The organism is Polaromonas sp., from assembly GCF_012927455.1.
Classification (GTDB): domain Bacteria; phylum Pseudomonadota; class Gammaproteobacteria; order Burkholderiales; family Burkholderiaceae_C; genus Polaromonas.
The window spans coordinates 13,732-40,613 of sequence record NZ_JABBPE010000014.1; the positions used below are offsets into that span (position 1 = coordinate 13,732).

Consider the following 26,882-nt stretch of genomic DNA (forward strand, 5'->3'; position numbering starts at 1 on the left):
TGGTGACCACTTAGGCCACACCTTCGTTCCAGTGAAGTTTTTTGCGCAAGGTATCAAAATAGCTCCAGCCTTTGGGATGCAGAAAGCGCATTTGATGCTCAGAGCGTCTGACGGTGATGCGGTCTCCGTGCAGCAAGCTGGCAAGCGACTGCATGTCAAAGTTGGCGCTGGCATCCCGGCCTGCAACCATTTCAATAGTGATCTCTCCCGCGTCAGAAAGAACGATGGGCCGGTTGGACAAAGTATGGGGGGCGATGGGGACGAGCACCCAGCCGCCTATGGATGGGTGCAGCAGCGGTCCGCCGGCGGAAAGGGCGTAGGCGGTGGAGCCGGTCGGCGAGGCGATGATCAGGCCGTCAGCGCGCTGATTGGCGACAAAATGACCATCGACTTCCACGCGCAGCTCTACCATTCCCGCTGTCGCGCCGCGATTGACCACCACATCGTTCATGGCGGTGGCGCTGAAGACGCAGAGGCCGTCGCGCATGACTTTGGCTTGCATCATCCAGCGCCGCTCTTCCTCATATTCTCCACGCAGCATGGGTTTGAGGGTGTCCTGATAATCTTCAAACGCGATGTCGGTGATGAAGCCGAGCCGCCCCTGGTTAATTCCTACCAGCGGCACGCCAAATTGCGCCAGAAGCCGGCCAATCCCCAGCATGGTTCCGTCGCCGCCGACGACCAGGGCAAGATCGCAATGAGCGCCTATCCCGGCCGCATCGAGCGTGGGAAATTGACTCAGGCCGGTATTGCTGGCCGTGTCTTTCTCGATGGCGACCTCGCAGCCTTGCTTGCCCAGAAAGTGCGCGATCTCTTCCAGCGCCGAACGGGAGCCTTGGGCGTGATACTTGCCGATCAGTGCGACATGGCGAAATTGCGATTTCATTGGCAAATTACATCACAACATCCGTGACAAGCTTCGTAGAATGGCCCCATGCTTGATGCCCGTGCCCGTTTGTTGTTGAAAGCGCTGGTTGAGCGCTACATTGCTGATGGTCAGCCGGTGGGCTCGCGCACGCTGTCCAAGGCATCCGGCCTGGAATTGTCGCCGGCCACCATACGCAATGTCATGAGCGATCTGGAGGACCTTGGGCTGATCGTCAGCCCGCATACCTCTGCCGGCCGCATTCCTACAGCGCGGGGTTACCGCCTTTTCGTGGACACCATGCTGACGACACAGCACGACCAGTTGTCGGCTAGTCACATCACGGCGCCCAGGCTGGCGCCCGATCAGCCGCAAAAGGTGTTCAGCAACGCCGCCCATATGCTCTCCAGCCTGTCACAGTTCGTAGGCGTGGTCATGGCGCCGCGCCGGACCTCGGTGTTTCGGCATATCGAGTTTTTGCGCTTGTCGGAAAAACGTTTTCTGGTGATCATCGTCTCGCCCGACGGTGATGTGCAAAACCGTGTCATCTTTACCGAAGCCGACTACACCCAGTCGCAGCTGTTCGAAGCATCCAATTTTCTCAACTCGCATTACGCCGGCATGGCGATTGAAGAAGTGCGCGAACGCCTGAAGAATGAGGTGGACGCGCTCAGGGGTGAGATTGCCGCCCTGATGCAGGCTGCGGTGAAGGTCAGCACCGAGGCGATCGAGTCGCGTGATGAAGTCGTGGTGTCGGGTGAACGCAACCTGCTTGCCGTCAGTGATTTTTCAAGCGATATGGGCAACCTGCGCAAGCTCTTCGATCTGTTCGAGCAAAAGGCGCAGTTGGTGCGTTTGCTCGATGTCTCCAGCCGCGCCGAGGGCGTGCGCATTTACATAGGCGGCGAAAGCCAGGTGATTCCCTACCAGGAACTCTCGGTCGTGACAGCGCCATACGAGGTCGATGGGCAGGTCGTCGGCACGCTGGGGGTGATAGGCCCGATGCGCATGCCTTACGAAAAAATGATTCAGATTGTCGACATTACTTCCAAGCTGGTCAGCTCGGCTCTCAGCCAAAGCAAGTAGCCCCTTACAATCCAACAGTCAACAGGGGGCGTTAGCTCAGTTGGTTAGAGCAGAGGACTCATAATCCTTTGGTCCACAGTTCAAGTCTGTGACGCCCCACCAGGATATTGTTGAACTTAATCAAGGACTTGCGTGAGCAGGTCCTTTTTTTTGGGGACGTTCGGCGGCGGTTTATGCCAAATCTCTGCCAGCGTCCTGCATTTCAATGCGCGTCAGTGCATTTGAATGCTGCTTTTCGCGACCAGGTTCCAGCAACCTAAAGCGCGGCGAGTCTCTAAAAAAAGTCCGGTGCCTTTACGTTAAGCCAGTTTCTGGCGTTACGTAAGAAAGACAGACATGCAGGACATTAATTTTCGGGCCCCAGCGCCCACCTTTGAGTTGTATCTCACGGCGCAGCAGCGCCTTTCCACGGAGGGCTTCTGAAATGGCCACGTTCGGAAAAAACAAAAAAACAGGAAAACACTTCGCCCGGATTCGCCTGGCCGGCCACGAAGCCTACAAATGTGGCTTTGACCACAGGACAGACGCCAAAGAGTGGGCAAACATTCAAGAAGGTTTGTACAAAAACGCCTCCCGAGGGACGATGAAAGGAATGGGGCCCCAAAAAACCATGCTCGGCGTCGCCCTGCGGGACTATGCCTATGACGTGCTGGTCACGCAAAAGGGCTGTGTGCAGGCGCTCTGCCGGGTCAACAAGTACCTGCGCGCCGCCGGGTTGCCTGTTCTGCGCGCAACGCTGGTGCGGGGCGGACGCACGTTCGGAACCGATGACGCGGGGACGCCCCAGGCCAGCAAACAGAAGATAGAGCAGACGCTCTATAAGCTGGAGGAGGTTTCGTCAACGCCGGTGTTCCAGGCACCGCAGCAAGCGGCGTTTGCCCAGCGGTCTAGCGACAACGCCGCGCGGGACGCCGCGCCGCAGGCCGTTCGCGAGGACCTTGCCCGGATGCCCGTGTCGGACATTCGAGGGTTTAACCTGACTAAGGTGATGACGGCGATGCTTGAGTCCGCCTACGCCGGCGCCACGCGCAGGCAGGAAATCGCCATCCTGAGCGGATTTTTCGAGCATGCGATGAAAAACTGGAACTGGCCGCTCGCCGCAAACCCAGCGCTTGCCGTGAAATGGCCCACAGGAGATAAGCGCGACCGGGTGCTCAGTAAAGAGGAAGCCAAGCGTTTGGGGGTTGCCTTGGCAAACTGCCGGAACAAGCCATTTCAAATTTTCTTGCTTTTTGCCATGGAAACCGCCATGCGTCGCGGTGAAATGCTCTGGACGGCCTGCTGGTGTGACATCGACCGAAATCAGGAAGATGGAGATGTGCTCAAACTGTTCGACGCCAAGAAAGGCAGTCGCGAAGTGCCTCTCACCCCATTTGCCCTACAACTCCTGGGAGAGTTGCCGCAAGGAGCGCCGCATGAACGAATTTTCCCAATGACCGAAAGTGCGTTGTCGTGTGCGTGGTCGCGCGTTTGCGAAGTGGCGGCTATTGTGGACCTGCATATTCACGATTTACGGCATACGGCTGCGACGATGTTTGCCGACCTGTTTAACGGGGATATTTTTACTCTTCAGCAGGTCACCGGAATCAAGTCGCTGGAGATTCTTCGTATTTACGTTAACCCTAAATCCAGAGACGTGTCCAAACGGATGCGGAATTTGCCCGGCGCTACCATCGCCCAGGGACTCCATCAGGAAATATCAGCTGCCCCCATGCCGGTCAAGCGTCATCGCGTTGTCCCTGAAAGCGCAAGCAATGCAGCGGTCGGGACATGTGTCGTTTACAGCTCGCAGGCCTTTGCGGAAGCACGTGCGCGGAGGCGAGCATGAGGCATCTGATGTTGCGTGCCCGGATGGGCACAGTGCCGCCGCAGTCATGGCGATGGGCACTTACGGATGCTGCTGGCGAATCCCGTTGGCAGTTGCTGACGGAAGATGGCGCTGATACCGGCCTGCGCACCGCGAACAGTGACCTGAGCCGCTGGGCCAAGTGGGTAGAGGCTGTCAGCCCCTTGGAGATTGCAGACCAATTGCGACAAGACGATTGGAGTGATGAAGCTGCGAATCGACTTAGGCAAGCCGGGGCGGTGCTCGAGCGGCTTCAGGGGCGGGCCTATGGGCATCGCGAGAGGCATCACTACAACGACCTGGCGTGGCTGAGACAGCTCCTTCAACAAGCCCAGTACTGCCTCAGCGCACCTGACATCGAGGGAATGGAAGCGCTTGAGCGTGTGGGTTCACCCGGCAAGGTGGAGCAGGGCCCTCCACCGTAAAGACTCGCCGAGATTTAAAAACCATTACGGCCTGCCGGCACTCAATGCGAGAGTGCTGGCAGGCCGTTTTTCTATGCAGACTCGCGATGGGCCGCCCCCTGGCCGTTTCGGCGCCTCTGGGGGTGGTCTGCGTTACCTTGCCTGGATGGGTCGCCAAGCCTCCTGCGCTGCAAATTGAGTCTTGCGCCAGTTATCGAGCGCTGTTGCAGACCAATAGTCGTTTTTCCCCGAACCCACACCCTTGGGGAACTGATTTCTTTTAAGCATGTACCCGAGCTTCCGGGAGGAGCAGTGGATTGCTTTGCAAACTTCTTCTCGAGTCAGAGTCGCGGAATTCTCATTCATTTTCATACCTTGTCAGTTGATTGGTATGACGTGTAGGTTTCGGATTTATTTAGCTGGTCTTTAGGTTCGTATTGCCCTTTAGACCCTTGGGCAGGCCGCTCGCAGGGTCTGTTCCGCCGCGGCAAGGGCTGCATCAAGTCTTGACTCCGGCTCGCCCGATTTCGGTGTCGCGCTAAGGCATTTGAGCGTTGCGCCGCCCCCGCCAGTGCGCTGGGCTGCGCGGATGTGCCAACCCCAGTAGTTCCTCGCATGTGCCCCCGAGTTATCGAAGGTGACCAAGCTTATTTGGCAAAGACGCCAGCCTTTGGCGTGCTTGATACCTACACGAGCGGCAAGGACCCACCGGGCGGTGGGTCCAAAAAAACAACGCCCTCGTATCCGGTATCAGCTTGGCAGGTGGTTTTGGATTCGAAGGCGCCCCGGTGTAGACCGTAGTGCGCTGTATAGCGACGTGCGGTTTTTCCGGCAGCGGAGCCCGCCAAAGTGTCGCAGCCATCACTCCTTCAACACCTGGACCCCCAGGAATTATTACGTGCCCAATCCATTTCGCTGTTCGCAGACGAAGACCGTCTCGCTCGCAAGCCGCGATGCAGCCAAACCAAGGATTACAGCCGAGTTCGCACCGCGCCCCACGCGCTGACCCACCCGTACATACAGCCCAACAGCCCGGTGGCCTACTCACGTCTCGTCTTTGACCTGGATTGGCACCAGGACCGCCATCGTTTCCACGATTTGCCGCTGCGCTACCTCGCCGACACCCATGCATGGGAAAATGAGCTTGGACTGCCGGCCCCGAATTGGGCAGCCATCTCGGCGGGGAAAAACGGCGCTCATATTGGCTACGAACTGGAAACACCGGTGGGTAGGCACGAACATGCGCGCATCAAGCCCCAGCAATACCTTGCCGCCATTGAGAGCGCCATGGCGCTGAAACTTGGCGCAGACTTTGGCTTTACAGGCCAACTGTGCAAAAACCCCATTAATGCACAGTGGGTTCTCTACAAAGGCCCGGAACAAGCGCGGGACTTACACGAGCTCGCCGATTATGTAGAGCTCACCACCACAAAAGCTCAAGCCTACAACCGCGCTCCACGCGGGGAAATAGGGCGCAATGTTTTCTTGTTCGACACCGTTCGTTTTTGGGCTTACGACAACATTGATGCATTCCGCACCGCGGGGTATGAAACCTGGGAGCAATCTGTCATCGCGACTGCCGAGCGTGTCAATGCTGCCAGCTACGACCATCTCCCATTCTTGGCAGGTCGAGGCCTGCTGCCCTTTGCTGAGTGCAAAGGCATCGCGAAGAGTGTGGCGCGGTGGGCATGGGCCAATCATGGCAAGCGAGTTCTTACCGCCGCATTCAGGGAGCTTCAGGCATGGCGGGGGGCCCGGGGGGCGGCGGCATCGGCGAAGGTGAAGCGGGAACGCCGCGAACAACAAATCATTGCTGCAATCGGCCAGCTCACAGGGCAGCGCCAAATTCCGACTATGGGCAAGGTGGCTGAGCTCATCGGGTGTTCAAAGCCGACCCTTTCCCTGCACTACAAGAACTTTTTCCAGGACACTCTGCAATAGGTAACTGGGGGGTTAACTTAGGCCATATCAGGTAAACCCCCGCGGGAAACCAAAAAATAACACTCCGATATTCACGGCTGCCCCCGTCTTCTCTGTTTGAGCGGCGGCTCAAAAAAAAGACGCTTCGCGACCGACGCGATTGGATGGGTGGTGGGCAGGCCAGGACAAATAGTGAATCCTGACAGTTTCCTCGTCAATAATCCACTATTGGTAATAAGCGTAACTGCGGCATCGTCAAAATGGGTGCCGAACGAGTCAGGAAGCGGAGTGGATAAGAAGAAGCTGTCAGAAGCCGACATTTGCGAAAAGTTCATCACCCCTGCAATCCAACAGGCGGGTTGGGACACCATCGAACAGATATACAGGGAGTACACGCTGCGCCCTGGTCGTGTTGTCGTCCGTGGCAATCATGCTTCCCGCGACAAAAAATCCATTCTGCGTGCCGATTACGTTCTGTTTTTCAAGACCAGTATCCCGCTGGTCGTCGTTGAGGCCAAGGACAACAATCATGCGGTTGGTGCGGGAATGGCGCAGGCCATCAATTACGCCGCGATGCTCGACGTCCCGTTCTCCATTTCCAGCAATGGCGATGGTTTTGTGTTCCGCGACGCCACGTTGGCCTATGGAACCTTGGAGACCAACCTGACGCTGGACCAGTTCCCCACGCCGGCTGACCTGTGGGAGCGCTACTGCGCCTGGAAGGGCTGGAACGCTGACATACGCAAGGTCACTGAGTACCCGTACGCCCCTAGCAAGACGCCCCGCTACTACCAGATGAACGCCATCAACGGCACGGTGCAGGCCATTGCCAAAGGCCAGCAGCGCATTCTGCTGGTCATGGCCACCGGCACGGGCAAAACGTACACCGCGTTCCAAATCATCTGGCGGCTCTGGAAAAGCGGTGCCAAAAAGCGCATCCTTTTCCTGGCAGACCGCAACATCCTGATTGACCAGACTATGGTCAATGACTTCCGCCCCTTCAAGGGCGCCATGGCCAAGCTGAGCCCCAATGCCAAGGGTGTGGAGCGGGTTGATGCGGCCAGCGGAAAGCAGTTTTTTGAAGAACTGGACATCGCCGTCAACAAGTCCACCAAGTTGGTCGACAAGTCGTATGAGATTTATCTCTCCCTATACCAAGCCGTTTCCGGTACGGAGGAGGAGCAGAACATCTACAAACAGTTTTCCCCGGACTTCTTCGACCTCATCGTCGTCGACGAGTGCCACCGTGGAAGCGCGGATGAAGACTCTGCCTGGCGCGAAATCCTGACCTATTTCAAGTCCGCCACGCACATTGGCCTCACCGCCACGCCCAAGGAAACCAAGGAAATCTCCAACACCGAATACTTTGGCGAGCCGGTGTACGAGTACTCCCTGCGCCAAGGCATTGAAGACGGCTACCTGGCCCCCTACAAAGTCGTCCGGATAGACCTGGACAAGGACACTTTTGGTTGGCGCCCCACCGAGGGCATGTCCGACAAGCTGGGCAACGTCATTGAAGACCGCATCTACAACGCCACCGACATGAACCGCAAGCTGGTTCTGGAGCGGCGCGATGAGGTCGTGGCGGCCAAAATCACTGAGTACCTCAAGGCCACCAACCGGTTCGACAAGACCATCGTGTTCTGCGAGGACATCGACCATGCCAGCCGCATGCGCCAGGCCCTGTCCAACGCCAATGCCGACATCTGCAAGGACCATCCCAAATACGTGGTCCAAATCACCGGTGACAACCCGGAAGGCAAGATGGAGCTCGACAACTTCATCAACCCGGAGAGGGCCTACCCTGTCATTGCGACCACGTCCAAGCTCATGAGCACGGGCGTGGACGCCCAAACCTGTAAGCTCATCGTGCTGGACCAGAACATCAAGTCGATGACGCTCTTCAAGCAAATCATTGGCCGTGGCACCCGGCTGAGGGAGGATTTGGGCAAAACATGGTTCACCATCCTTGACTTCAAGCGCGCCACCGACATCTTTGCCGACAAGAATTTTGACGGCGACCCCGTGCAGGTTTACGAGCCCAAGGGCGATGAGCCAGTCGCGCCACCGGAGCCCCCTCCTGTGCAGGGCAATCCAACCAGCGTGGCCGAAGGTTCGGACCAGCCTGAGTGGGAGTTGCCCGGAGGTTCGACAACTGCTGGGCCGGGTGAATGTGGGGGCGTTGAAATCAAACGCTATATCGTCGACGGCACCGTCAACGTCGCCGTAGCGCGCGAGCGGGTTCAGTACCTCAATGCTCAGGGCAAGCTCATTACCGAGAGCCTGCGCGACTACACCCGCATCAATATTGCGGCGAAATACAGTTCACTGGACCAGTTCCTGCAAGCCTGGAACGACGCCGGGCGCAAGGCCGCCTTGTTGCAAGAGTTGGAGGACCAGGGCGTGCTGCTGGACGCATTGGCCCAGGAGGTCGGCAAGGACCTCGACCCCTTTGATTTGCTGCTGTATGTGGCGTGGGGCATGCCGCCCCTGACCCGACGTGAACGGGCCAACCGCGTCAAAAAACGCAATGTTTTTGCCCAGTACGGCCCCGTTGCCCGCCGCGTGCTGGACGCACTCATCGACAAATATGCGGACCAGGGTGTGCAGACCATCGAGAGCATGGACGTGCTCAGCGTCCCCCCGTTGAACGACCTGGGCTCCCCGGTTGAGTTGGTCCGCAGCTTTGGGGGTAAGTCCCAGTACATTCAAGCCCTGCAACTGCTCGAGACCGAGCTTTACTCCGCTCGCTCCGCATAAATTTTTCCCCCGTCAGAACACCCGCATGTCCAATATTTCCGCCGTCATCAAATCCATTCAAGACATCATGCGCCAAGACAGCGGCGTGGATGGCGACGCACAGCGCATCTCCCAGCTCACCTGGCTACTGTTCCTCAAAGTGTTCGATGCCCAGGAAGAAGAACTGGAAATCACCCGGGACGCCTTCAAAAGCCCCATCCCTGAGGACCTGCGCTGGCGTAATTGGGCCACCGATGCCGAAGGCATCACGGGCGACGCGCTGCTGGATTTTGTCAACGGGCAGCTCTTTCCCAAGCTTAAAACAATCGTGGGCGATGCCAAACGCAATCCCCGGGGCTATGTGGTGCGCAGCGTGTTTGAGGATGCCTTCAACTACATGAAGAGCGGCCAGCTGCTGCGCCAGGTCATCACCAAACTAAATGCCATTGATTTCAACCGGCAGGCCGAGCGGCACCAGTTCAACGACCTGTACGAAAAGATTCTTAAAGACCTGCAATCAGCGGGCAACGCCGGCGAGTTCTACACGCCGCGCGCCGTCACCCAGTTCATGGTCGACATGGTCAATCCCCAGTTGGGGGAGGTGGTACTAGACCCCGCCTGCGGCACCGGGGGCTTTCTGGTCTGCACCCTCGAGCACATCCGCAAGCAAGTCAAAAACGAGGCTGACCAGGGCATCTTGCAGCGCAGCGTACGGGGCGTCGAGAAAAAGCAGCTCCCGCACATGCTGTGCACCACCAACATGATGCTGCACGGGGTGGAAGTCCCCAGCCAGATTGCCCATGACAACACGCTGACCCGCCCCTTGCGCGACTATGGCGCTGCGGACCGGGTGGACATCATCATCACCAATCCGCCCTTTGGCGGCGTCGAAGAGCCGGGTACGGAAAACAACTTCCCGGCCGATGTGCGGACCAAGGAGACGGCGGACCTGTTTCTGGTGCTCATCAAGCATCTGCTGAAAAATCAGGGCCGTGCCGCCCTGGTGTTGCCCGATGGCACGCTGTTTGGCGAGGGTGTCAAAAGTCGCATCAAAGAGCAGTTGCTGCAGGAGTGCAATCTGCACACCATCGTGCGTCTGCCCAATGGCGTGTTCAGCCCTTACACCGGCATCAAGACCAACCTGCTGTTCTTCACCAAGGGCCAACCCACCAAGGACATCTGGTACTACGAGCACCAGTACCCCGCAGGCGTCAAAAACTACAACAAGACCAAGCCCATCCGCATTGAAGAGTTTGAGGTCGAAAAGGCCTGGTGGGGAAGCGAGGCTGACGGCTTTGCCAGCCGGATTGAAAACGAATTTGCCTGGAAGGTCGGCATCGATGCCATCAAGGCCGCCGGCTTTAACCTTGACCAGAAAAATCCCCATGCGGCAGAGCTGACCAACCATGACCCGGTGCAAATGCTGGGAGATTACCAGCGTCTACAGGCTGAAATTCAGGACATGCGCGACCAGCTTAAGGGCATCCTGGCGCAATCCGTTGGGAACGCTGCATGAGTGAGTCGTGGTTGCTGAAAAACTTTGACCTACTGGCCACTGCCCCGGGTGGGGTAGCAAGGTTAAGAGAATTGATTTTGACCTTGGCGGTGCAAGGCAAATTGATACCCCAAGACCCTAACGATGAACCCGCGAGTGAACTTCTAAAGAAGATTCGTGTGGAGAAAGACCGACTTATTGTCGATGGAAAAATCAAACGCGACAAGCCGCTGGCCGAGATTGCAGAGAAGGAAAAGCCGTTTGAGTTGCCAGTGAACTGGGCGTGGGAGAGGTTCGGCGTGATTGCTGGAATTGAACGCGGCGGCTCCCCTCGCCCGATTCAGTCCTTTTTGACTAATGAACCTGATAGCCTCAATTGGATAAAGATTGGCGACACCGAGAAAGGGGGCAAGTACATCACGTCAACAAGTGAAAAAATCCGGCGCGATGGTTTGTCCAAAACTAGAATGGTTTTCCCTGGAGACTTTCTGTTAACGAACTCAATGAGCTTCGGACGTCCGTACATAACTCAAATTGAGGGGTGTATCCATGACGGGTGGTTGCGCATTAGTCCACCAAGTTCTTTGAACAAAGATTTTCTCTATGTGTTGCTCTCATCCCGGTTCATACGTACGGTTTTCGAGGCGTCTGCCGCCGGTGGTGTGGTCCTGAACTTAAATGCAGACAAGGTTCGTACTGTTCCCATTCCGCTACCACCACTAGCCGAGCAATCCCGCATCGTCGCCCGCGTCGAAGAGCTGATGAAGCTCTGCGATGCACTGGAGCAAAACGGACGCCTGGCTGATGAGCAACATGCCCGACTTACCACCTCACTGTTTGATGCCCTGGTGACCAGTGAATCCGCCCAGGCCCTGGCAGAGAACTGGCAGCGGGTGGCGGAGAGCTTTGACCTGTTACTGGACAGGCCCGGGGCGGTTGATGCGCTGGAGCAGACGGTATTGCAGTTGGCGGTGCGTGGGATGTTGGTACCTCAGGACGAAGCAGAGCCATCTGCCAAGCTTTTTTTGCGTAGCATGAAGATTCAAAAGCGCAGCGTTGATTCATCCTGTGACGGGTTTGCAAATGCACCGTATGAGACTCCTGGGAATTGGGAATGGTGCAAGCTTGAATTGATTGCTCAGGTAGGCACCGGAACCACACCTTCGCGTGAGGTTTCAGAATTTTTTTCCCCTCCCGAAGTTCCATGGGTCACCAGTGGAGAAACAGGCAACTCTCACATACGGGCAACCCGGCAATTTGTGTCCAACTTAGCTCTCACCGAGACAAGTCTGAAGGTATATCCGGTTGGCACCTTAATCGTTGCTATGTACGGCCAGGGAAAGACTCGTGGCCAAGTCGCTGAGTTATTGATTCCGGCAGCAACGAATCAAGCTTGTGCTGCAATCGTCCTCCACGACAAAAGTGAAGGCCATCGCGATTACGTCAAATTGTTTTTTGAGAAGAGCTATGACGAGATTCGCCTTCAAGCGGCGGGTGGTGCGCAGCCGAATCTGAACGTTGGAAAAATCAAGTCGACCTTAATACCCGTGCCGCCTCTGAATGAGCAAGTCCGTATCGTGCATTGCGTAAAACAATTACGCGTCTTGTGCACCCAAATACGGGACCAAATTCTAAATTCGCGCCAGACCCAGTCCACGTTGGCTGGTGTACTAGCTGAAATGGCGACGGGGACCTGAAGCAGAAACACATATTGGAGAGCATGGAATGTCACAAATTCAGGAAATTCGTATCCAACTAGAGGGTGTTGGTGCCGTTCTCAAATCACGGCGCTTCGGGGTACCTGCGTATCAACGTTCATACGCTTGGGAGCGAGAGCATATTGAGGCGCTTCTAAATGATGTCAGCGAAGCGATAAAGAATAAAGAAAAGGAATACTTTCTTGGCTCGCTTGTCGTTACAGGCCCTGTAGACCACAGGTACGAGGTCGTTGATGGGCAGCAGCGATTGACCACGGTGAGCCTGGTTATTGCTGCCATTAAAGATATTTTCGTCCGCGACAACGACATGGAAGTAGTCATGTCAGTTCGAAATGACTACCTATCCAGCACTGACAGAAAGACGAAAGAGAAGGAGCCCAAGCTGGTTCTAAACGAAGTCGATAATGAGCTTTTTCAAGAGCTCATTGAATCCATTCCAAAGGTCGAAAATACACGCTTCGCGCGACAGTCACACAAAAGACTATTAGACGCTGCGAGCATTATTTTTGCTTACTTTGAAGAGCTGTGCAAAAAGTCTAAAGATGCAGAGGCTGACCTGCACGATTGGCTTGACTACCTAGAGTCCAACCTCAAGGTAATCATGGTTACTGCCCCAGATGACAGCAACGCTTTCATCATTTTTGAGACTCTAAATGACAGGGGACTGGAGCTTGCGATTTCAGACCTTCTGAAAAATTATTTATTCCATCGCTCTGGCGACAAAATTGAGGAGACCAAAAATCGTTGGCTATCAATGGTCGCAGTTTTGGAAAGCGCATCAGACGACCCATTGGTCGTACCCTTTCTTCGGCATTTCGCGATGTCCAAGTACGGATTGGTTCGGGAGAAGGAGCTCTTTGGACTCATAAAGAAGAAGGTCACCACCAAAAAATTGGCATTACAGTTTTCGACAGACCTCAGAGACAACTCAAAAACCTATTCAGCTCTTATAAATACTGACCACGACTTCTGGGGGGGGTACGATTCAAAAGTTCGCGATTGCGCGGGGGCATTGAATCTGCTGGGGATGGTGCAAATTAGGCCCTTGCTTTTGGCTATATTGGCGCACTTTGAACCAAAGCAAGTGAAATTAGCATTTGAAAAGCTAGAAGCAGTCGCCGTGAGATTTTTGATTGTTGGAGGCACAGGTGGGGGCTCCTTAGAGCGGATATACAGTGAAACAGCAAAGGCTGTGTCAGAGGAAAAACTTACAACGGCATCGGGCGTTGTTAGGGCATTCTCGACGCTCCCAACCGACTCGGCATTTCAACTAGCTTTTATCATAACGACCGTTTCCAAGCAGAGCCTCGCGCGCTACTACCTACGGAAATTGGAAGAATTTGGCGCCATGCCTGCTGACGGAGAGTTAGTGCCCAACAAAGACACTGGACGTGTGAATTTAGAGCACATTTTGCCACTTTCATTGGGAGAAGAGTGGTCGAAAAATTGGTCTGCAGATGACGCGCGTGCCTATCAGCGTAGGCTCGGCAACCTTGCAATCATGTCGGCCAAAATCAACTCCTCACTTGGAAATGAGCCCTTTGAAACGAAAAAATCGGCTTATAAGAAGTCGAGCTTTCACTTCACAAACACTTTGTCTGCAAGCAAACGATGGGACAAGGCTGCAATTGATAGCCGACAAATTGAGATGGCAAAGCTAGCCATAAAGGTTTGGTCAGTAGGTGGCTGAGAAAGAGGCCCCCCTTGCGGGAGGCCTCCCCAGTTGCTGGCATTAGTTAAATTGCGTCGCTAAATAGACCCCGAAGCAAAAAGCTCCGGGGTTCGAATCAAAACGAATTACGCAATCAGGGATAACTCCCTTACCTTGTCCATCCGCCGCGGTTCATTTAAGGCCAAGCCTCAAATTTCCGCGCACCGTGCAAACGCTCGGGCTCACCAGACCGCCAAGTCTGGCTCACCGAATAAAAGCGCCGCATGGCTCGAAAGATGCCCGCCAAGGCATCTTCTCCCGGACCCCTCTCGCCAAAGAGAGGCCCGTTCACTTCCAAATCATCATCTTTTCAACCGACTCGGCTCTCGCCGGCCACTCAACCGCATAGGCAGACCAGATGGTCTTGGGATGTTGTCCGGGGATTGCTCCCCGCCCTTTACCCCAGCAGTTGGCTTATAGCCCCCGGTTGGCGTGGTAGTTACATCCACGCCCCTCGGGCCATTTTGCTTTGGTTCGATACGCAAGTCTTAACGAGTAGAACGCAAATCACTCACGAACAGCAGTGCTTTCTGGCGCGTCTCCAGATTTCCCTCACCCCGAAACCATTAAGCGGGTGGGTACTCATCGCACTGTTGTCTGCTCATTTCCATGAAATCCAGGCACTGAAGGCCCTAGTTTGCTCACACTCTTCCGATTGCCCTCGCGGGCTTTTACATGCTTTTGCTCCCAGTGATGCTGACGGCTTGATGGTGCGAACCACCTCACCCCCTGCTATCACCCGTACCCCTCACCAGGTTCAGACCCTGGCTCGTGTGCGGTCGCGGACTTCGACACCGAATCGGTGCCTCGCCTCGCCCAGCTGGACTGCATGTCGGTAATCGTCTCGCCTCTGCCCTTATTCAGGGGGCAGGGTAGCGAGCCGACAGACTTATAAAAATCATCTTGCATATCAGGCGCTCGTCCCGGATGACAAATCCGGGGGTCACAGGCTTCTTAGCCCTTGGACAGGTTATTACCCCTGGCCAGCCCTTCCCCAATCGCACGGTCTCAGCAGAGTTCTACGCCTTCAACGGAACTGTGCCTGACACCCCGGGTCACAACCCGGGCGTATGAAGTAGAGGCGGGGGATTACTCCGACAGCTTTCGCTGTCGGGATTACTCCCCGCCCCCCTTCCGACACCCGACAGGCCCTCGTTTGAGAAGGCATCAGGCGCTGTGGCACTCGGGGACTACCCGAGCTCACGCCGGAAGAAAAGATGATGATGAAGTGCGGGGCGTTGGCGCGCCCCTGTGAACTTCGAGAAGTGTTCAGGGTGTTGGCGCACCTGGCCCCGTTCAATGCGTTGGTACGCACATCACTGGTCCTATGCCTGTGTATAGCAATCGGTCTCGTTTCGGTTCAAAAATTTTTTATGGCTTCATAGTCTTCCCTCAAAAGGGCGTCTGTAGACGCCCCACTCAGGCAATTCACCGAGGCAGACGCCCCATTGATGCCGGCACACGCCCCATTTGCAGGTCTTGTCGCTATACGCAGGACCTTCTACCAACAAATGGAACTACCCCTGATGAAAACTACACACGACGTACTGAACTTGCGCGTCCCCACCGGAAAAACCGTTCTCCTGCAGCATCTCCAAACGCTGGTTTTGCGCGGCAATCCGTATTGGATAGGAGGGTTCGTTGCCCTCTCCAAATTGCCTGCCTTGGCCGCGAAAATGGCCACCCGCTACCCCATCCTGCGCGATGAGCGCGCACGGACTTACGACCGCTCGAAGGGCCTGGCCTCCGCGCATTTCGTGGCCTACCCGACGCGGGGTGAAGTCGCTTGGTGGGTGCTGACTTCTGAAGGCCGAGGAGGTCTCGCGGATAGAAAAGTGCCGGATGCTCATGTCGCCAAGCACGCCTTAGCCGCGACTGGGCACATCGTGTTCGAGGACTACGTGCTGCTTTATGCCCACAAAAAAGACGCCCGGACCGTCGTCGATGCCAAGACCGGAAAGGACAAGCGAGTCATCAAAGACTGCTCGACGTGGACTTGGAAAATGACGGACGTTGCCTACCGCCAGGCGCTGGCCAGCGTCGAACAGGAAGTGAAAGCCCTAAATTTTGGCCGTGATGACGGCGCCGCATTGGACGGCGTTCGAGGGATGCTGGCCTTCCAACGCCGCCGGCCGCTGTTTTCAGGGGTGCGTTCCCAGGTGCTGCAGCTGCATCGCGAAGCTGAGAGTCGCTGGGGTCTGGTGCGCAGAGCATGGCTTGGCATCTACACACAGCTGGCAGCGCGATATGGGGACAGTGCAGGGCGACTGCGGCCTCTGAAGGAAATCACCAGCCAATTTTTGCCAAAAATGGGCCGATTCAAAGTTTTCGGTTCAAACACTGTTGCGCATCTCGCGAGCGGAGAACTTCAAGCTGGTCGCGCGGAGAGCTGAAGTGTTTCCGCGCTGTCATCGGGGACGTGTCCGCGCGGAGTTGGTCGATGCATTCGCGCAGGCACCTGGTTGTGAACGCATGGTGGCTACACGGTTGTAAGCGCGGATAAAAAACGAATATCCGCGCGGCGAATTTACAACCAACCGTGAGCATTAAATCAATGAAAAGTTTTCTCATAAAAGCGCCGGGAAAGGGAAAAACAACCTGCGCACTTGTGCGCCAGTTTTACGACAAGGAAACGCGGAAGACGAAAACCGAGTATCTCGGGAGCGTCAATGTCGCGACTGACCCGGCGCAGTTGCCAGTTGGCATCAAAACGCGGCCCGGTGTGGGATTGGACGTGCCGATGCTTGCGGAAATCCGGGACTGGCTGGAGCGAAACGGAACGTTCGGGAAAAAGCCGGAATTGCCGTTGGAGGTATTGATGGCTGCGCGCCGGCAAGTTCTTGCGGAAATTGCGGATGCTGGACTCCCGGACCAGCAGTCGGACCTCGAAGCCGCCGCCTCGGTACTGGGACGGGCTGCGCTTGAGGTGCAGGCTAAAGCAGCTCAAATGCGCGCCGCAGGCATTGAGCTTTCGAAGGGGTTTTTGGGCTTTACCGGAGTCGCTACTGCCAAGTGCGCCAACGAGATGGACTTGCTCAAGATTCATACAAACCGCATTCGGTCCGCTTGCAGTGCCTTTGAAGATGCCCTCAAGGCGGCACGGCTCATGAAGCGAGTCAACAAGCCGGGAAAGGGGTCAACCAGCGCCCCCGCCTAAACGCGCGCTTGTGCCGGTCGCTCTCTAAAGAATTTCGTTAGCTAGACATGAAGTCCGCGAGCTGACCAGCAGGCGCGGCAATGTCGGTTTCGAGGGCCTACAAAGCCAAGAGACCATTCCCCCCAGCATTTCAACAATTTGAAGGAACTTTATGCCTTACCCAACCATGGCAGAACGAAAGACCGCGGCAGACCAGTTGATAGCCCGGCTTGCATCGGTGCTAACGCAGTGGCGAACCACAGGCGTTGAGCCTGAAATACTCGGAGTGCTCTCTTCCGGAGAGCGAGCCGCCATTTTTATAGCGGTCAAGGAGGAAAAGCGGCTCGCCTCTCCCTTAGGGGCGTTTCTTTTGCTCGAGGACTCGCTCCAAAAATGGATTCTCAAGGAACGGGGAATGACCTCTTTTGTCGGCACCAAAATTGCCGGCGACGGAGTGTAAAGTATGAGTCACCGACATCTCCCCACACAGCAATGGCATGAGTATCAACGGGCCAGGCTCGGGGCAATCGCGGATGAGTGGCTTCGTGCAGGCGTCGAGCCAGCCAGTTTCGGCGTTTTGTCCACCAGCGAGCAAGCCGCGGTTGCAATGGCGGTCGGCGACGAAAGACGCATGCGCTCTTCCGTAACCACCTTTTTGCTTTTCAGCCCATATCTGCAGCGGTTTGTTCTCGAAAGAATCGGACTGAAAGAACTGATTGGGCAGCGAGTTGGTATTGAGGGAGACGGACACAGCTGAGTTCGCCAATTGATTCGACGCCCCTTCAGAGGGGCGTTTTTCTTCAGTCTCAGAATTCAGAATTCAGAATTCAGAATTCAGAACGTTGCAGACATTGTTATAGGAATTTATTGTGAATTTTTATAATTATATTTTTTCTAATAGTTTTTTATAACTCTATCACGTGCTCTTTCAAGGCGTAGCCCCGCCATCTTCACAGGTCCTTTCCATCCGGCACGGGACCCCACCAGTCAGGCCTCGCCGTGTGCGCTATTTCGAGTTCCATGGGGCTCGGGTAGTGCCGAAGAAGCCACCTCGCGGTCTTCCTCACATCTTTTGGGACCCGGGGAGTCTTTGCTGGGTCCATCAGCTCTTTCAAAAACTTCTGGGTATTCAGCACAGCACTTGTTCGCTCGGAAGGCATCGTCATAGTCAGCTCCCAAAATCAAGTTTTTCTGCAAGCTGTTCGATTGCCGCGACGAGCGGTGTCCGGGTTCGCAAGAGACTCTTCGAGTGGCATGCCGCCTTCGTTCCCGTAGTCCATAACATCGGCTGGCAGCAGGCTTTCAATTACCTTCCCGCGCGTGGCCGGCTCGGCATGAGCAAAGACTGCATATTGCTCTGGCGTCAGTGGCTCGATATCACCGTCGGCTTCTCCAAGTGTTTTCGCTATTGAAATCAACAGGCTGTATGCATTGATGTCAATCTCAGTAGAGGAGGGGGCGTACTTGTTTGCTAAATAATCAATTGCGGGGGCTATCTGTAAAGCAGTCAACCCCTGCGTTGCTGCAGCATCTCTGAGTGCCTGCGCGTCCGGGTGCTCATAGTGTTCGGCTTGCTCTCCAAGAGCTGCGAGCGCGTACAGGTAGACGGCTTCGAATGCGCAGTCTGAGCGCGACCGACAAGACATGCCGTCACGTTGCGCATCTATCAGAAACGCATCTGCAATCCTCCGCCGTTCCCGCACTTTTTCTTCTTCAACATTGACATGCTTGAACGCCTTGAACGCCTTGAGCGCTGCTCCTTTGCTGAAGAGGTGGTCGTTCTTGGGGTCAAAAAGTGAGTGTTCAGCGGGGAGGTAGATGCCCACTTCTCTTTGTCCGAACTTGTCAAATTCCAGGCCTTTCGGCATACGTTTTGAGAGCAGCCACGCGAGCACTCGCAGCGGCCGTGCCCGGTGCACCCGCATCTCTAGCCGGAAGCACCAGTACTGCCAAAGCTCCCCCGACTCGCTTTTGAAGCGCCGCCAGCCCTGTCGTGTTTCGTAGGTGTGTAGAGCGAAGTAGCGTCGAATGCGGTGCAGTCGGGTCATGGGTTGACTCCGGGCACCACGGCGCCCTGAAGGGTGCAACCCGCGGGAGCGTCGCCTGGACCGGCTCGTACAAAGCCATGAGTCGGTGCACCACATTTGAAACAACGGAGGTATTGGTCTATCGACGCAGTCTGCGGCTTGCCTTGGGACTGGCAGTATTCATTCGCAGATGCAACCTGTGCCTGTGCATCAGAAACCGGTATCGCGGCATGCACCCAGCGGCACGTCGGGCATTTGTATTCCCGGTACTTCACGTGCACATCCTCCCTAGTTTTTCTTTGAGTTCGGCCAGCACCGCGGGCTCGCTAATGCCCTCGCGCTCATGCGTGCAGACAAAGTGTGGCAGCGCATGCTCCGGCCATCCGTCATCGACGTCGTCGATTGCGAGCCAGTCGCGTGGCCTGCGCCTCATAACGTCCGAGCACACCTGCTGCCCCCGCGACAGCTCAGTGAATTCATACTCGCGCATGTTGCTGTGATACGTCGCGCCTATTACGCGCAGGCGTAGCCCCGGCCGAAGATTCTTGGCTGTTTTTGAACAACCATAATGGCGAACCCACGAAGTCGATAGCACAATTTTCACGTTCGGATAAGGGGCAAGCACCTGCTCGAGAAGTGCCGCGTGCTGAAAAAGCACGTATCCCTCAGGTGCCGACAAATACGCGCCGATTTTCGGATGCCACAAGCAATTTTCGTGATGGAGCACACCGTCGTAGTCCAAATAGAGTATGAGCTCGTCTCTGCCCTTCATCTCTGCTCCATCAATGCTTTGATTTCAGCTGTCACGTCTACGACGTCGGTCACTGAATTGATGCTTTTCCAGCGATTCCAGGTGTACTCACCGTCGCCCGTTAAACAAGTGCTTCCTTGCAGCTGATATACGCGACCGCTTTGGGTAATGCCGCGGGCAGTTGCCCCGTCGAACGTGACGATTGCGGAGCTTACTCGACCCTCACAGTCGGTAGTGTTCTGGCCAGCAAAGTGCCTGGTGCGCTCCGCTGAACAAGGAAGATTAACCTCGAAAACATGCCAGTCAATAAGAACCACTTCCGGGCGCTCGGAAACGGGCGCGCAAGTCCAAACGCCTCCCCACATCGCGATGAGCGCGAACCTGGGTTGCGTGTCGGCAATTTCAGTCGGGCCCGCCTTAGGTTTGAAGTGCTTGGGTGTGGTCATGAAAAAAGAGTCTGCTTGTTCATTGCTGTTGGGCAATTGATAGTCAAAGTGCAGTGCATGTCCAGCTTACTGGTTCCTACAGGGGTGACTATGCGTGTGAAAGGCATGAAGTGGAAACGGGTACGAAGCCGGAGTGACTTCATGCCGGGCAGTGCGCAGCAGGCAGCTACCTATAGGTGTTGACGGCGATTTGCTGTTGACCCTGATAGGACCCCTAAATGACGACAAAGGAAACGAGCCCCGCGAAGCGTCGAAATCCGCCTCCGATAACGCGGGATGAGCAGCCGCTTTTGCGCGCGTTGGTGTTCGAAGCCACACGACGCGGAGACACCTTGGCTGCTTTGGCCAAGGAACTCGGAGTGACTTATGAGCGACTGGCGCAGTGGAGGCGCAATGACGCGCTCATCGCGACGGCGCACAGGTCAGTGCACGAAAGTGCTGCGACGTACCTGGGACTTCCAACGATGCTGATTTTTTTAATGGCTGGATTTGCCGGGCTCAACGATTTTGTTTGGCCCTGCAAGGACCCGCTTAAAGACCGCATTGGGCGAGAGCTTGAGAGAATGCGGCAGGACCCTTGCATCGGCCCGTTTGTCCCCAAGGAACTGGCTGCCGCTTCACCGTCGGTAAAGCTTTTTGCCGCGTTCATGTTTCATGAACTTCATGAGGACGGTGCCTCCCGCAAATCAAGCTCCCGATGGCTGCATGCGTTGCATCAGGCCGCCACTGGCAATGTTGAAGGACAGTTGGAACTGGAAGTCCTGCGCAAGCAGTCACATGACAGCCGCTCCATTTTCTGAATTTTTCCGTTGATTTATTTATTCGCGCCTTTCCTTGGAAAGGCGCTTTTTTTGTAATGTAAGGCGCTAGTCACGATAGACAACTTCCGGACAACAGCGGACATTGCAGCAAAGGCTCCTGGGGTGACAACCCACCGGCTATTCACCTGCTTCTGGCACTCCGCCGACACCTGGCTGAACAGATAGCATGGCGTCAAAGTTCCGATTCAACGGAGGTTAGGCCTCGCTGTTTTTTTGCCACGACCTGCTCATGGCTCCGAAGACGAAGGCGCGGCATGACTGCTAAGACTGCACTGGGAGCCCAACTTCCTGCACAAAGCCAATTTGACTGCTTGGTGGTCATGGCGGGAAGTTGGCGTGAAAAGGTCATTTTCGCGTTCCGGTTATGCAGCGCTTGGCTCGTGAACCAGGGTTCCGCCGAAGGGTGCCTCCCATTCGCTAGGCGAGAACCCTGTACGCAGAAGGTGAAGTCTTTTCTGAGAAGGGTCGAGGTCGGCAACTGACTGTTCGGCAATGGCAAGCCAGCTTGAACTGGATTCGGCGAGGTGCTCCCCATTGCCAGCGAGCGACTGCTTCAAGTGCTCAAGGTATTCGTAGGCTTGGTTGTATTGATGCCAGGCAACAGCTTCAGCCGCGAAATGATTCTTGAAGGCGCGCAGCTTTCGCAACTGGGCATCCTTATGTTGTCGGATTTTTGCTGCTTCCTCCCAGCGAAGCCTTTGCGCTTCGCGTTCCTCACGGAGCTTTCGGGTGGCTCTAGCGGCACCCACTAGACCAACTACAAAGTTTCCGAGCTTCTCTTCGAGGCGCGCTCGTGCCCCGTCCGACCATCCCTTTTGGCCCGCGTAACTTCCATCGATAGTAAGCTTGAGCTCTCCCTTGAAGTGATACTCATAAGTGCGCTGATTCATCCATGCGTACTGGGCATGTTTGATGACATGTTCGGTCCGGCTGTATTTTTCGGCTATGGAAAATGTGATTTTTTCCCCGTCGACATCCACGCTCAGCCGCTTGTTTTCCGCGTCGCGTACCAGTCTTGCTCCTACGAGGGGCAGTGCGCGTTCTATAGCATTGAGAATGTACGCTGTGCGCTCAATTGAGCCAGCGCTGTTTGCGCAGCTGAAAAGGCTTGAAGACCCACAGACCAAGAAGCCGGCGGAATCAGCATTCCCCTTTGAGAGATGGGCGTAGGTCGCAGCTGTAAATGGCGCCAATCCATCAAGGTCTTGGAGAACTTCTACCTGGAGGCCCGGGAACTCCTCTGCTGTGAGCGCCAAAGAACTGTTTTCCTGCCGATGGCGTTCGGGCTCGAGCACCAGAGACGTATCAGATGCGGAGGGCAGCGGCGGCTTTGGAACAGATTTTCCGTGGGCAACCTTTGCCCAGTAGCCGACTGGAGGTGTTGGAATTTTGGACCGGCGGCATGCCTTCGCAAGGCCCACATCAGAAATGTTGAATTCTTTCGCCAGTTTTGTGAGTGGCGTTTCCCATACCCTCTTGTATAAGTCTTCACGATTAATTTTCATGTCTGTTCCTCTCCCAATTTTGGCCACATGGGTAGGTTCGCTGGTTTACGACGCATCCGGGGCGGCTACTTAAATGTCTCTGACGACCTAGATGTCCAAAAAAGCATTCTTCCCTGCACACCGGCCAAAGACAAGCACCTCACTCCGTCGCAAGTCCAACGGCGTCTCCAAGTCCTTTCTGCCTATGGCCAAGCGCACCTGTGTCGAGGCTACCCGTCGGACCGGCACTTGCCGACCAGGAGCAGTCATTGACACGGGGGTTATGAACTATCCAGTCGAACCGCCCGGTTGGTAAGGGGCAAACAGCTTCGCGTGCGTCGCTGATGAATTCGAGAGTGCTTGCACGCCACAAAATCGAGGCCGCGAGCCCGACGGCACGACGTGGCGTTAATGCCATCCTTTGGTTTCCGCGCGACCTCAGCCTAAATGGAGTCGAACACTGCATGCGCTTTCATGCGCTCGCAATTGCCTTTGTCGCAAGCGATTTTAAGTGGGTCGTGAGAGATTCTGAAGAGTTGAAGCTTGTGTACCTGCCTGCGGCGCTATCTGCAAGGCCCACTTGGACCGCATTTTGTAGTGCTTTAAGGCGCAAGGAATTATCAGATTCGCGCTTTTCAAGGAGACGCAATCCTTCGCGCAAGACCTCGCTTGCGTTTTGGTAACGCCCGCCAGCGACCAAATCTTCCACCAGAGCCGCTTCGTGCTCGGTTAGTACCACGTTACGCGTCGGCATCGTAATCCCCCAGGTTTTGTGCATGGCATAGTATGCCAAACTGGCTGATTTTTTTGGCTTGAGCGATGAAGCCTACGTTGGCTGCCGACCAGCAGCGGACATTCAAACAGATGTTTACGTACCTCGAGCCGTTGGCATACCCGTTCGGGGCCAAAGTTTAACGGGCTTCGCTCAGCGCAAACAATGCCGCCGGCTTAAGTCAACAAAACATCAACCTGAACAGTTGCTGACTTCAAGTGATAACGGTCGGGGCCGCCAAGCCATCACGCTACTTCCCCAAACACCGCATGCTGACGAACGGCCGGAGTAAACAGGCTTTACAGCATGCGCGGCTCCGGAGCACTCACGACATCCAGCGCGGTGCAGTGTTCTGCAGACAGCATCAGGTCTAGCGCGGCTAAGGCCTACCCTTACCAAGTTAGACAACTCTTAGTTGGAGTCACACAACTTCAATTAGAAGTTGTTCTGGCCGAAACGGATAACTGGTTAAAGCCACCATCTTTGAGGTATCAGTCCAATTTTGATTGCGCCAAACTCTAGGCAGTGCTGGGGTACTCCGGCATCGAAAAGTTTCCATGACCTTGAGCTATTTCCAGCGGTCTGCGTCAGTGACCGACCAACTGCGGACAGTCAAATAGATTCGAGACCTTGAGCTGTTGGCGCACCCATTTTCCACCGACCATGGACAAATTTGCGCATGGTCGGTGGAATGTTGTTTGCTAAGTGCAGACTATTTTCGGCTAACGACCAAAATCAGTCATCGTTATAAAAAGTTATTCAGAAAAATATAATTATAAGAATTCGCTATAAATTCTTATAACGCATCGAGAGGAGCGGCAGTTTTCGACCAGTTCCAGTCATTAACCAATGACCGGTGTACGGCATCCAATAATGCTCTCTGCAATCAGTGAAAGGGCGCAATGCAGCGTTGCAGTCGTTTGGACAAAGGTTGGCTGGCGATTTCCCAACTTCTGACCCTGTCTTCAGGATGCCCGCAACGACGTTCAGAAGCTCATTCACTGTGGGTCAAGCAGGCTCGGCTGGGTGACCTGTGAGTGCTGTGGGCCGCCAGTAACTTGCGGCGCAACAAACCATAACTGGGTCAGGCTTACGCCTGGCCGCCGTCATTGAACACAAGCAACTCTGGTGCACGACCGGCCATCTGGTCGCTGTTCGCATGAGAGCGCCAGAAATCGAAGAGGGTCTGCTGAGTGCAAGCCTCGATGTGAAGGAGCGACTTCGTCTCTTCCTCATCATACGGAGCAATCAGCCCAGCTTCGGTGTCGGCGTCGCCGAGCACCAGGTACTCGAAGCGCTTCCTGTCCGCATCTGGCACATTCAACACGCCATCCATGAACGGTGCGACCTTCCCAGGTTGCAGCCCTACCCGATAGATGTCGGGATTGCAGGCCTCGTAGTAGACCGCCTGCCCTATTGCCGAGTGCAGATATACGTGCTGCGATGCCACCAAGCTCGCCGGCACCGAGACAGGCACGGTGGCCGTTCGGTCCAAAGTCGATTGGCGATACACCTTGAGACGGATGTCCTCTTTTGCCGACGCCGTGTTCGTCTTCAATAGACCAATAAAGCCAGTTGACGCCATCGCAATCTTGGCTAGGTCTTGCTCTGAGGTAATACGCTGAAGGCTGGTGAAGTATGCGTAAGCAACGTTCTTCAGCGCGCGAGTGCCTTGCATATTCCAGTCAGAGCCGCGAAAGTGGCCGGAGGACTGTATCGCCTGCGCGGCCTGGTCGGTAGTGTGATGAAAGAGGTCTAGCCGGAAATCGCCGCTTGGTTCAAGTGAGCACGTTCCGTCAGCACTCCGCGCGAGGTCGGCCGGGGCGGAAATCACGCAACGGTACACCTGAGATGAATCACTCAGAGAAGCCACGAATCCGCCCGAGGTGAAGCCGACCTTCACCAAAGGGCCGCCGCTGACCTCGATGCCAATGTCGGCTGCTGAAAAGCCATCCCAAAACGACAGCTGTGGGGCATAGAAGAATTTAGGTTGAAACCAGCGCATTCCGCCAAGGTCGGCCGCAAGCAGTTCCGGAACGAGCAATGACGTCTTTTCGGCATGGACAAGCTTTAACTTGATGAAACCGTCAATGACGTTGGGTCGCATCTCACGCCAGTGGTCAATGAACTCAGCTTCGGTCGGACTATTCAAGGTTGCTCCTTCTCTTCAGTGTTGTGTAGGCGAGCCCACCCACATTATCGTAACCAAATGGGGCCTAGACGACCATCGCAGACTGCTGCCCGCACCTCGGTTCGAAGCGTCGGCGGTGAATAGCGGCGCCCCGTGGGTGCCAAACCCAGCTCCGCGTTATCAAGGTGCCGTGTTGGGCTAATGTCCGCTATCAGGCCGCGATTACGGAGATTCAGAGGACCGCTTTGGGCCACAAACCGGACGAAGAAGATGATTCTCTCGACAACGCTTTCGGTTTTCTGTCGTCATTGCTATACGCCGGAGCGTCTGCGAATTTCCATGAGAACAGGGCAGGGCCATGTGAGCCGCTTGCATCGGCTGCTTGTGCACGGTAGGATTCGCGTGCGTTTGCAAACCGATGGCTATGCCAAATTTATGACAAATGGTTTGCAAACGGGTGCAAGTAGGTGCGCGTGAATGCTCTTGAGCGCGCGTAAGTGCTTGATTTTGCTAGGCATTGCTTGGTAAAGACACCCACGCAGTCTTTGAGTTGCCCTCATAATCCTTTGGTCGAAGGTTCAAGTCCTTCACGCCCCACCACTTAGATAAGCTATAATTAAAGGCTTCGCGGCTGTAGCTCAGTTGGATAGAGTACTTGGCTACGAACCAAGGGGTCGTGGGTTCAATTCCTGCCAGCCGCACCATCTTTTTAGTAAGAGGATCAATAGCTTAGAGGCAACGCCTCTAGGCTATTTTTTTTGCCTGGGTAGCTTTTGGGTAAGTCAGCTCCCTTATGGCATCTTCCTGCTCCATCCTCAGAGTTGCCAGACTCTTGTTCCAGCGGCCAGTGTCATCCTTGATTTTTTCCAGCGCGGCGTGTAGCTCCACGATCTGGGCCACGCTATAGTGCTGGGTCATCGAGGTCGTTGTGTGCCACAGGATGTCTGACCGGGTGCCCTCTGATACGCCAGCCTCCCGCAGCCGCATACCCACCGTGTGACGCAGATCGTGCACATGCAAATCACCCAGTCCTGCTGCAGTCCGCGCCCTTTGCCACGCGGTATTGTTCATGGTCTGGATGCGCCGGTAGGGCATCATTGGCGGCATGTCGGTGTTTTTGACACGTTCGCGCCTGTACACGAACACATACTCCGGGTGCTGACCGCGCACCGACTCAACTACCGATTGCGACACGCTGTTGCAGATAACCACGCGCACCAGCTTGCGTCCCTTTACATTGCTGCGGGGTACTTCAAAGACCGATATGCCCAGCTCGGGAACCTTTATCTCCCAATCCCAGCGCAGGCTACAGGCCACATCATCGCGCACGCCGCTGTTCAAAATGAACAATGACATGCGTGCTAGGTGATCGGGTAGCTTGGGCATGAGGGTGCGCTGCTGGCCCCATGTGACCATGCCCCTGAATTCCATACTCCATAGGCTGCTACCTATGCGGACTTTCTGTCTTGCTGCTGTGCCGCGATCCAGCGTTGTTCAAACGTCATTGGGCTGACATAGCCCAGCGTTGAG

The 26,882-nt window shown here is 55.5% G+C and carries 22 protein-coding genes and 2 tRNA genes; 15 read left to right on the plus strand and 9 right to left on the minus strand.

All coding sequences use genetic code 11. The features are described from left to right. Positions 1–10: 10 nt before the first annotated feature. A complete protein-coding gene (locus tag HHJ18_RS12120) occupies positions 11–886 on the minus strand; it encodes an NAD kinase (protein ID WP_296915617.1) in 876 nt (291 codons plus the stop codon). Positions 887–934: 48 nt separating this feature from the next. Between HHJ18_RS12120 and hrcA the strand changes: the two genes are divergently transcribed. The 13 genes from hrcA (at position 935) to HHJ18_RS12185 (ending at position 17,677) form a co-directional block, all read left to right on the plus strand. After that, complete coding sequence (gene hrcA, locus HHJ18_RS12125) at positions 935–1,951, plus strand: heat-inducible transcriptional repressor HrcA (protein WP_296915619.1); 1,017 nt, start codon at positions 935–937, stop codon at positions 1,949–1,951. A 25-nt stretch (positions 1,952–1,976) separates the two neighbouring features. Next, a tRNA-Ile gene (locus HHJ18_RS12130) sits at positions 1,977–2,053 on the plus strand. Between the two features lie 322 nt (positions 2,054–2,375). After that, complete coding sequence (locus HHJ18_RS12135; RefSeq protein WP_296915621.1) at positions 2,376–3,779, plus strand: site-specific integrase; 1,404 nt, start codon at positions 2,376–2,378, stop codon at positions 3,777–3,779. Next, entirely contained in the window at positions 3,776–4,222 is a 447-nt protein-coding gene (locus tag HHJ18_RS12140) for a hypothetical protein (RefSeq protein WP_296915623.1), read from the plus strand. The genes HHJ18_RS12135 and HHJ18_RS12140 overlap by 4 nt, the downstream gene beginning before the upstream one ends. Positions 4,223–5,050: 828 nt before the next feature. Then, a complete protein-coding gene (locus HHJ18_RS12145) occupies positions 5,051–6,142 on the plus strand; it encodes a replication initiation protein (RefSeq protein ID WP_296915625.1) in 1,092 nt (363 codons plus the stop codon). A 267-nt stretch (positions 6,143–6,409) separates the two neighbouring features. Next, positions 6,410–8,881: an EcoAI/FtnUII family type I restriction enzme subunit R gene (gene hsdR / locus HHJ18_RS12150; protein WP_296915626.1), complete on the plus strand. Its 2,472-nt coding sequence runs from the start codon at positions 6,410–6,412 to the stop codon at positions 8,879–8,881. Positions 8,882–8,906: 25 nt separating this feature from the next. Then, a complete protein-coding gene (locus HHJ18_RS12155; protein WP_296915627.1) occupies positions 8,907–10,376 on the plus strand; it encodes a class I SAM-dependent DNA methyltransferase in 1,470 nt (489 codons plus the stop codon). Further along, a complete protein-coding gene (locus tag HHJ18_RS12160; RefSeq protein ID WP_296915629.1) occupies positions 10,373–12,052 on the plus strand; it encodes a restriction endonuclease subunit S in 1,680 nt (559 codons plus the stop codon). The genes HHJ18_RS12155 and HHJ18_RS12160 overlap by 4 nt, the downstream gene beginning before the upstream one ends. Before the next feature lie 28 nt (positions 12,053–12,080). Continuing rightward, positions 12,081–13,763 (plus strand): DUF262 domain-containing HNH endonuclease family protein, encoded by a 1,683-nt coding sequence (locus HHJ18_RS12165; RefSeq protein ID WP_296915631.1) that lies wholly within the window; start codon positions 12,081–12,083, stop codon positions 13,761–13,763. A gap of 1,547 nt (positions 13,764–15,310) precedes the next feature. After that, the gene (locus tag HHJ18_RS12170) at positions 15,311–16,177 is read left to right on the plus strand and encodes a hypothetical protein (RefSeq protein ID WP_296915633.1); all 867 of its coding nucleotides are present in this window, start codon (positions 15,311–15,313) and stop codon (positions 16,175–16,177) included. A 146-nt stretch (positions 16,178–16,323) separates the two neighbouring features. Next, the gene (locus HHJ18_RS12175) at positions 16,324–16,941 is read left to right on the plus strand and encodes a hypothetical protein (RefSeq protein WP_296915634.1); all 618 of its coding nucleotides are present in this window, start codon (positions 16,324–16,326) and stop codon (positions 16,939–16,941) included. 151 nt (positions 16,942–17,092) lie between these two features. Beyond that, complete coding sequence (locus HHJ18_RS12180; protein WP_296915636.1) at positions 17,093–17,380, plus strand: hypothetical protein; 288 nt, start codon at positions 17,093–17,095, stop codon at positions 17,378–17,380. A gap of 3 nt (positions 17,381–17,383) precedes the next feature. Further along, positions 17,384–17,677 carry a hypothetical protein gene (locus tag HHJ18_RS12185; protein ID WP_296915638.1) on the plus strand — a complete coding sequence of 98 codons (294 nt, stop codon included), beginning with the start codon at positions 17,384–17,386 and terminating at the stop codon, positions 17,675–17,677. Between the two features lie 193 nt (positions 17,678–17,870). On the opposite strand, the gene HHJ18_RS20980 is transcribed toward HHJ18_RS12185, so the two are convergent. The 4 genes from HHJ18_RS20980 to HHJ18_RS12200 all read right to left on the minus strand — a co-directional run bounded on the left by HHJ18_RS20980 (position 17,871) and on the right by HHJ18_RS12200 (position 20,144). Then, the gene (locus HHJ18_RS20980) at positions 17,871–18,086 is read right to left on the minus strand and encodes a BPSL0761 family protein (protein WP_366558837.1); all 216 of its coding nucleotides are present in this window, start codon (positions 18,084–18,086) and stop codon (positions 17,871–17,873) included. 15 nt (positions 18,087–18,101) lie between these two features. After that, a complete protein-coding gene (locus tag HHJ18_RS12190) occupies positions 18,102–18,968 on the minus strand; it encodes a hypothetical protein (protein WP_296915640.1) in 867 nt (288 codons plus the stop codon). 250 nt (positions 18,969–19,218) lie between these two features. Beyond that, positions 19,219–19,719 carry an HAD domain-containing protein gene (locus HHJ18_RS12195; RefSeq protein ID WP_296915642.1) on the minus strand — a complete coding sequence of 167 codons (501 nt, stop codon included), beginning with the start codon at positions 19,717–19,719 and terminating at the stop codon, positions 19,219–19,221. Beyond that, entirely contained in the window at positions 19,716–20,144 is a 429-nt protein-coding gene (locus tag HHJ18_RS12200) for a hypothetical protein (protein ID WP_296915644.1), read from the minus strand. The genes HHJ18_RS12195 and HHJ18_RS12200 overlap by 4 nt, the downstream gene beginning before the upstream one ends. 218 nt (positions 20,145–20,362) lie before the next feature. Here HHJ18_RS12200 and HHJ18_RS12205 point away from each other — a divergent pair, with 218 nt between their 5' ends. Further along, positions 20,363–20,944: a LysM peptidoglycan-binding domain-containing protein gene (locus tag HHJ18_RS12205; RefSeq protein ID WP_296915646.1), complete on the plus strand. Its 582-nt coding sequence runs from the start codon at positions 20,363–20,365 to the stop codon at positions 20,942–20,944. Positions 20,945–21,327: 383 nt separating this feature from the next. Here HHJ18_RS12205 and HHJ18_RS12210 read toward each other — a convergent pair whose 3' ends face one another. From HHJ18_RS12210 to HHJ18_RS12220, 3 genes are all read right to left on the minus strand, one after another. Continuing rightward, positions 21,328–22,470 carry a hypothetical protein gene (locus HHJ18_RS12210; protein ID WP_296915648.1) on the minus strand — a complete coding sequence of 381 codons (1,143 nt, stop codon included), beginning with the start codon at positions 22,468–22,470 and terminating at the stop codon, positions 21,328–21,330. Positions 22,471–22,921: 451 nt separating this feature from the next. Next, positions 22,922–23,227, minus strand: coding sequence for a type II toxin-antitoxin system ParD family antitoxin (locus tag HHJ18_RS12215; protein ID WP_296915650.1), 306 nt, complete (start codon positions 23,225–23,227; stop codon positions 22,922–22,924). 1,084 nt (positions 23,228–24,311) lie between these two features. Further along, positions 24,312–25,373, minus strand: a complete 1,062-nt coding sequence (locus HHJ18_RS12220; protein WP_296915652.1) for a hypothetical protein — start codon at positions 25,371–25,373, stop codon at positions 24,312–24,314. A 606-nt stretch (positions 25,374–25,979) separates the two neighbouring features. Between HHJ18_RS12220 and HHJ18_RS12225 the strand changes: the two genes are divergently transcribed. Then, positions 25,980–26,056 (plus strand) — tRNA-Arg (locus HHJ18_RS12225). 40 nt (positions 26,057–26,096) lie between these two features. On the opposite strand, the gene HHJ18_RS12230 is transcribed toward HHJ18_RS12225, so the two are convergent. Continuing rightward, positions 26,097–26,708, minus strand: a complete 612-nt coding sequence (locus HHJ18_RS12230; RefSeq protein WP_366558838.1) for a tyrosine-type recombinase/integrase — start codon at positions 26,706–26,708, stop codon at positions 26,097–26,099. Between the last annotated feature and the right edge of the window lie 174 nt (positions 26,709–26,882).

What these genes read in the sequence shown, in the direction of transcription:
- HHJ18_RS12155 (WP_296915627.1), top strand. Translation starts at nt 8,907, where the DNA reads ATGTCCAATATTTCCGCCGTCATCAAATCCATTCAAGACATCATGCGC.
- HHJ18_RS12195 (WP_296915642.1), bottom strand. Translation starts at nt 19,719, where the DNA reads ATGAAGGGCAGAGACGAGCTCATACTCTATTTGGACTACGACGGTGTG.
- HHJ18_RS12160 (WP_296915629.1), top strand. Translation starts at nt 10,373, where the DNA reads ATGAGTGAGTCGTGGTTGCTGAAAAACTTTGACCTACTGGCCACTGCC.
- hrcA (WP_296915619.1), top strand. Translation starts at nt 935, where the DNA reads ATGCTTGATGCCCGTGCCCGTTTGTTGTTGAAAGCGCTGGTTGAGCGC.
- HHJ18_RS12190 (WP_296915640.1), bottom strand. Translation starts at nt 18,968, where the DNA reads ATGACCCGACTGCACCGCATTCGACGCTACTTCGCTCTACACACCTAC.
- HHJ18_RS12165 (WP_296915631.1), top strand. Translation starts at nt 12,081, where the DNA reads ATGTCACAAATTCAGGAAATTCGTATCCAACTAGAGGGTGTTGGTGCC.
- HHJ18_RS12185 (WP_296915638.1), top strand. Translation starts at nt 17,384, where the DNA reads ATGAGTCACCGACATCTCCCCACACAGCAATGGCATGAGTATCAACGG.
- HHJ18_RS12230 (WP_366558838.1), bottom strand. Translation starts at nt 26,708, where the DNA reads ATGTCATTGTTCATTTTGAACAGCGGCGTGCGCGATGATGTGGCCTGT.
- HHJ18_RS12170 (WP_296915633.1), top strand. Translation starts at nt 15,311, where the DNA reads ATGAAAACTACACACGACGTACTGAACTTGCGCGTCCCCACCGGAAAA.
- HHJ18_RS12120 (WP_296915617.1), bottom strand. Translation starts at nt 886, where the DNA reads ATGAAATCGCAATTTCGCCATGTCGCACTGATCGGCAAGTATCACGCC.
- HHJ18_RS20980 (WP_366558837.1), bottom strand. Translation starts at nt 18,086, where the DNA reads ATGACGATGCCTTCCGAGCGAACAAGTGCTGTGCTGAATACCCAGAAG.
- HHJ18_RS12205 (WP_296915646.1), top strand. Translation starts at nt 20,363, where the DNA reads ATGACGACAAAGGAAACGAGCCCCGCGAAGCGTCGAAATCCGCCTCCG.
- HHJ18_RS12135 (WP_296915621.1), top strand. Translation starts at nt 2,376, where the DNA reads ATGGCCACGTTCGGAAAAAACAAAAAAACAGGAAAACACTTCGCCCGG.
- HHJ18_RS12180 (WP_296915636.1), top strand. Translation starts at nt 17,093, where the DNA reads ATGCCTTACCCAACCATGGCAGAACGAAAGACCGCGGCAGACCAGTTG.
- HHJ18_RS12210 (WP_296915648.1), bottom strand. Translation starts at nt 22,470, where the DNA reads ATGAAAATTAATCGTGAAGACTTATACAAGAGGGTATGGGAAACGCCA.
- HHJ18_RS12200 (WP_296915644.1), bottom strand. Translation starts at nt 20,144, where the DNA reads ATGACCACACCCAAGCACTTCAAACCTAAGGCGGGCCCGACTGAAATT.
- HHJ18_RS12140 (WP_296915623.1), top strand. Translation starts at nt 3,776, where the DNA reads ATGAGGCATCTGATGTTGCGTGCCCGGATGGGCACAGTGCCGCCGCAG.
- HHJ18_RS12215 (WP_296915650.1), bottom strand. Translation starts at nt 23,227, where the DNA reads ATGCACAAAACCTGGGGGATTACGATGCCGACGCGTAACGTGGTACTA.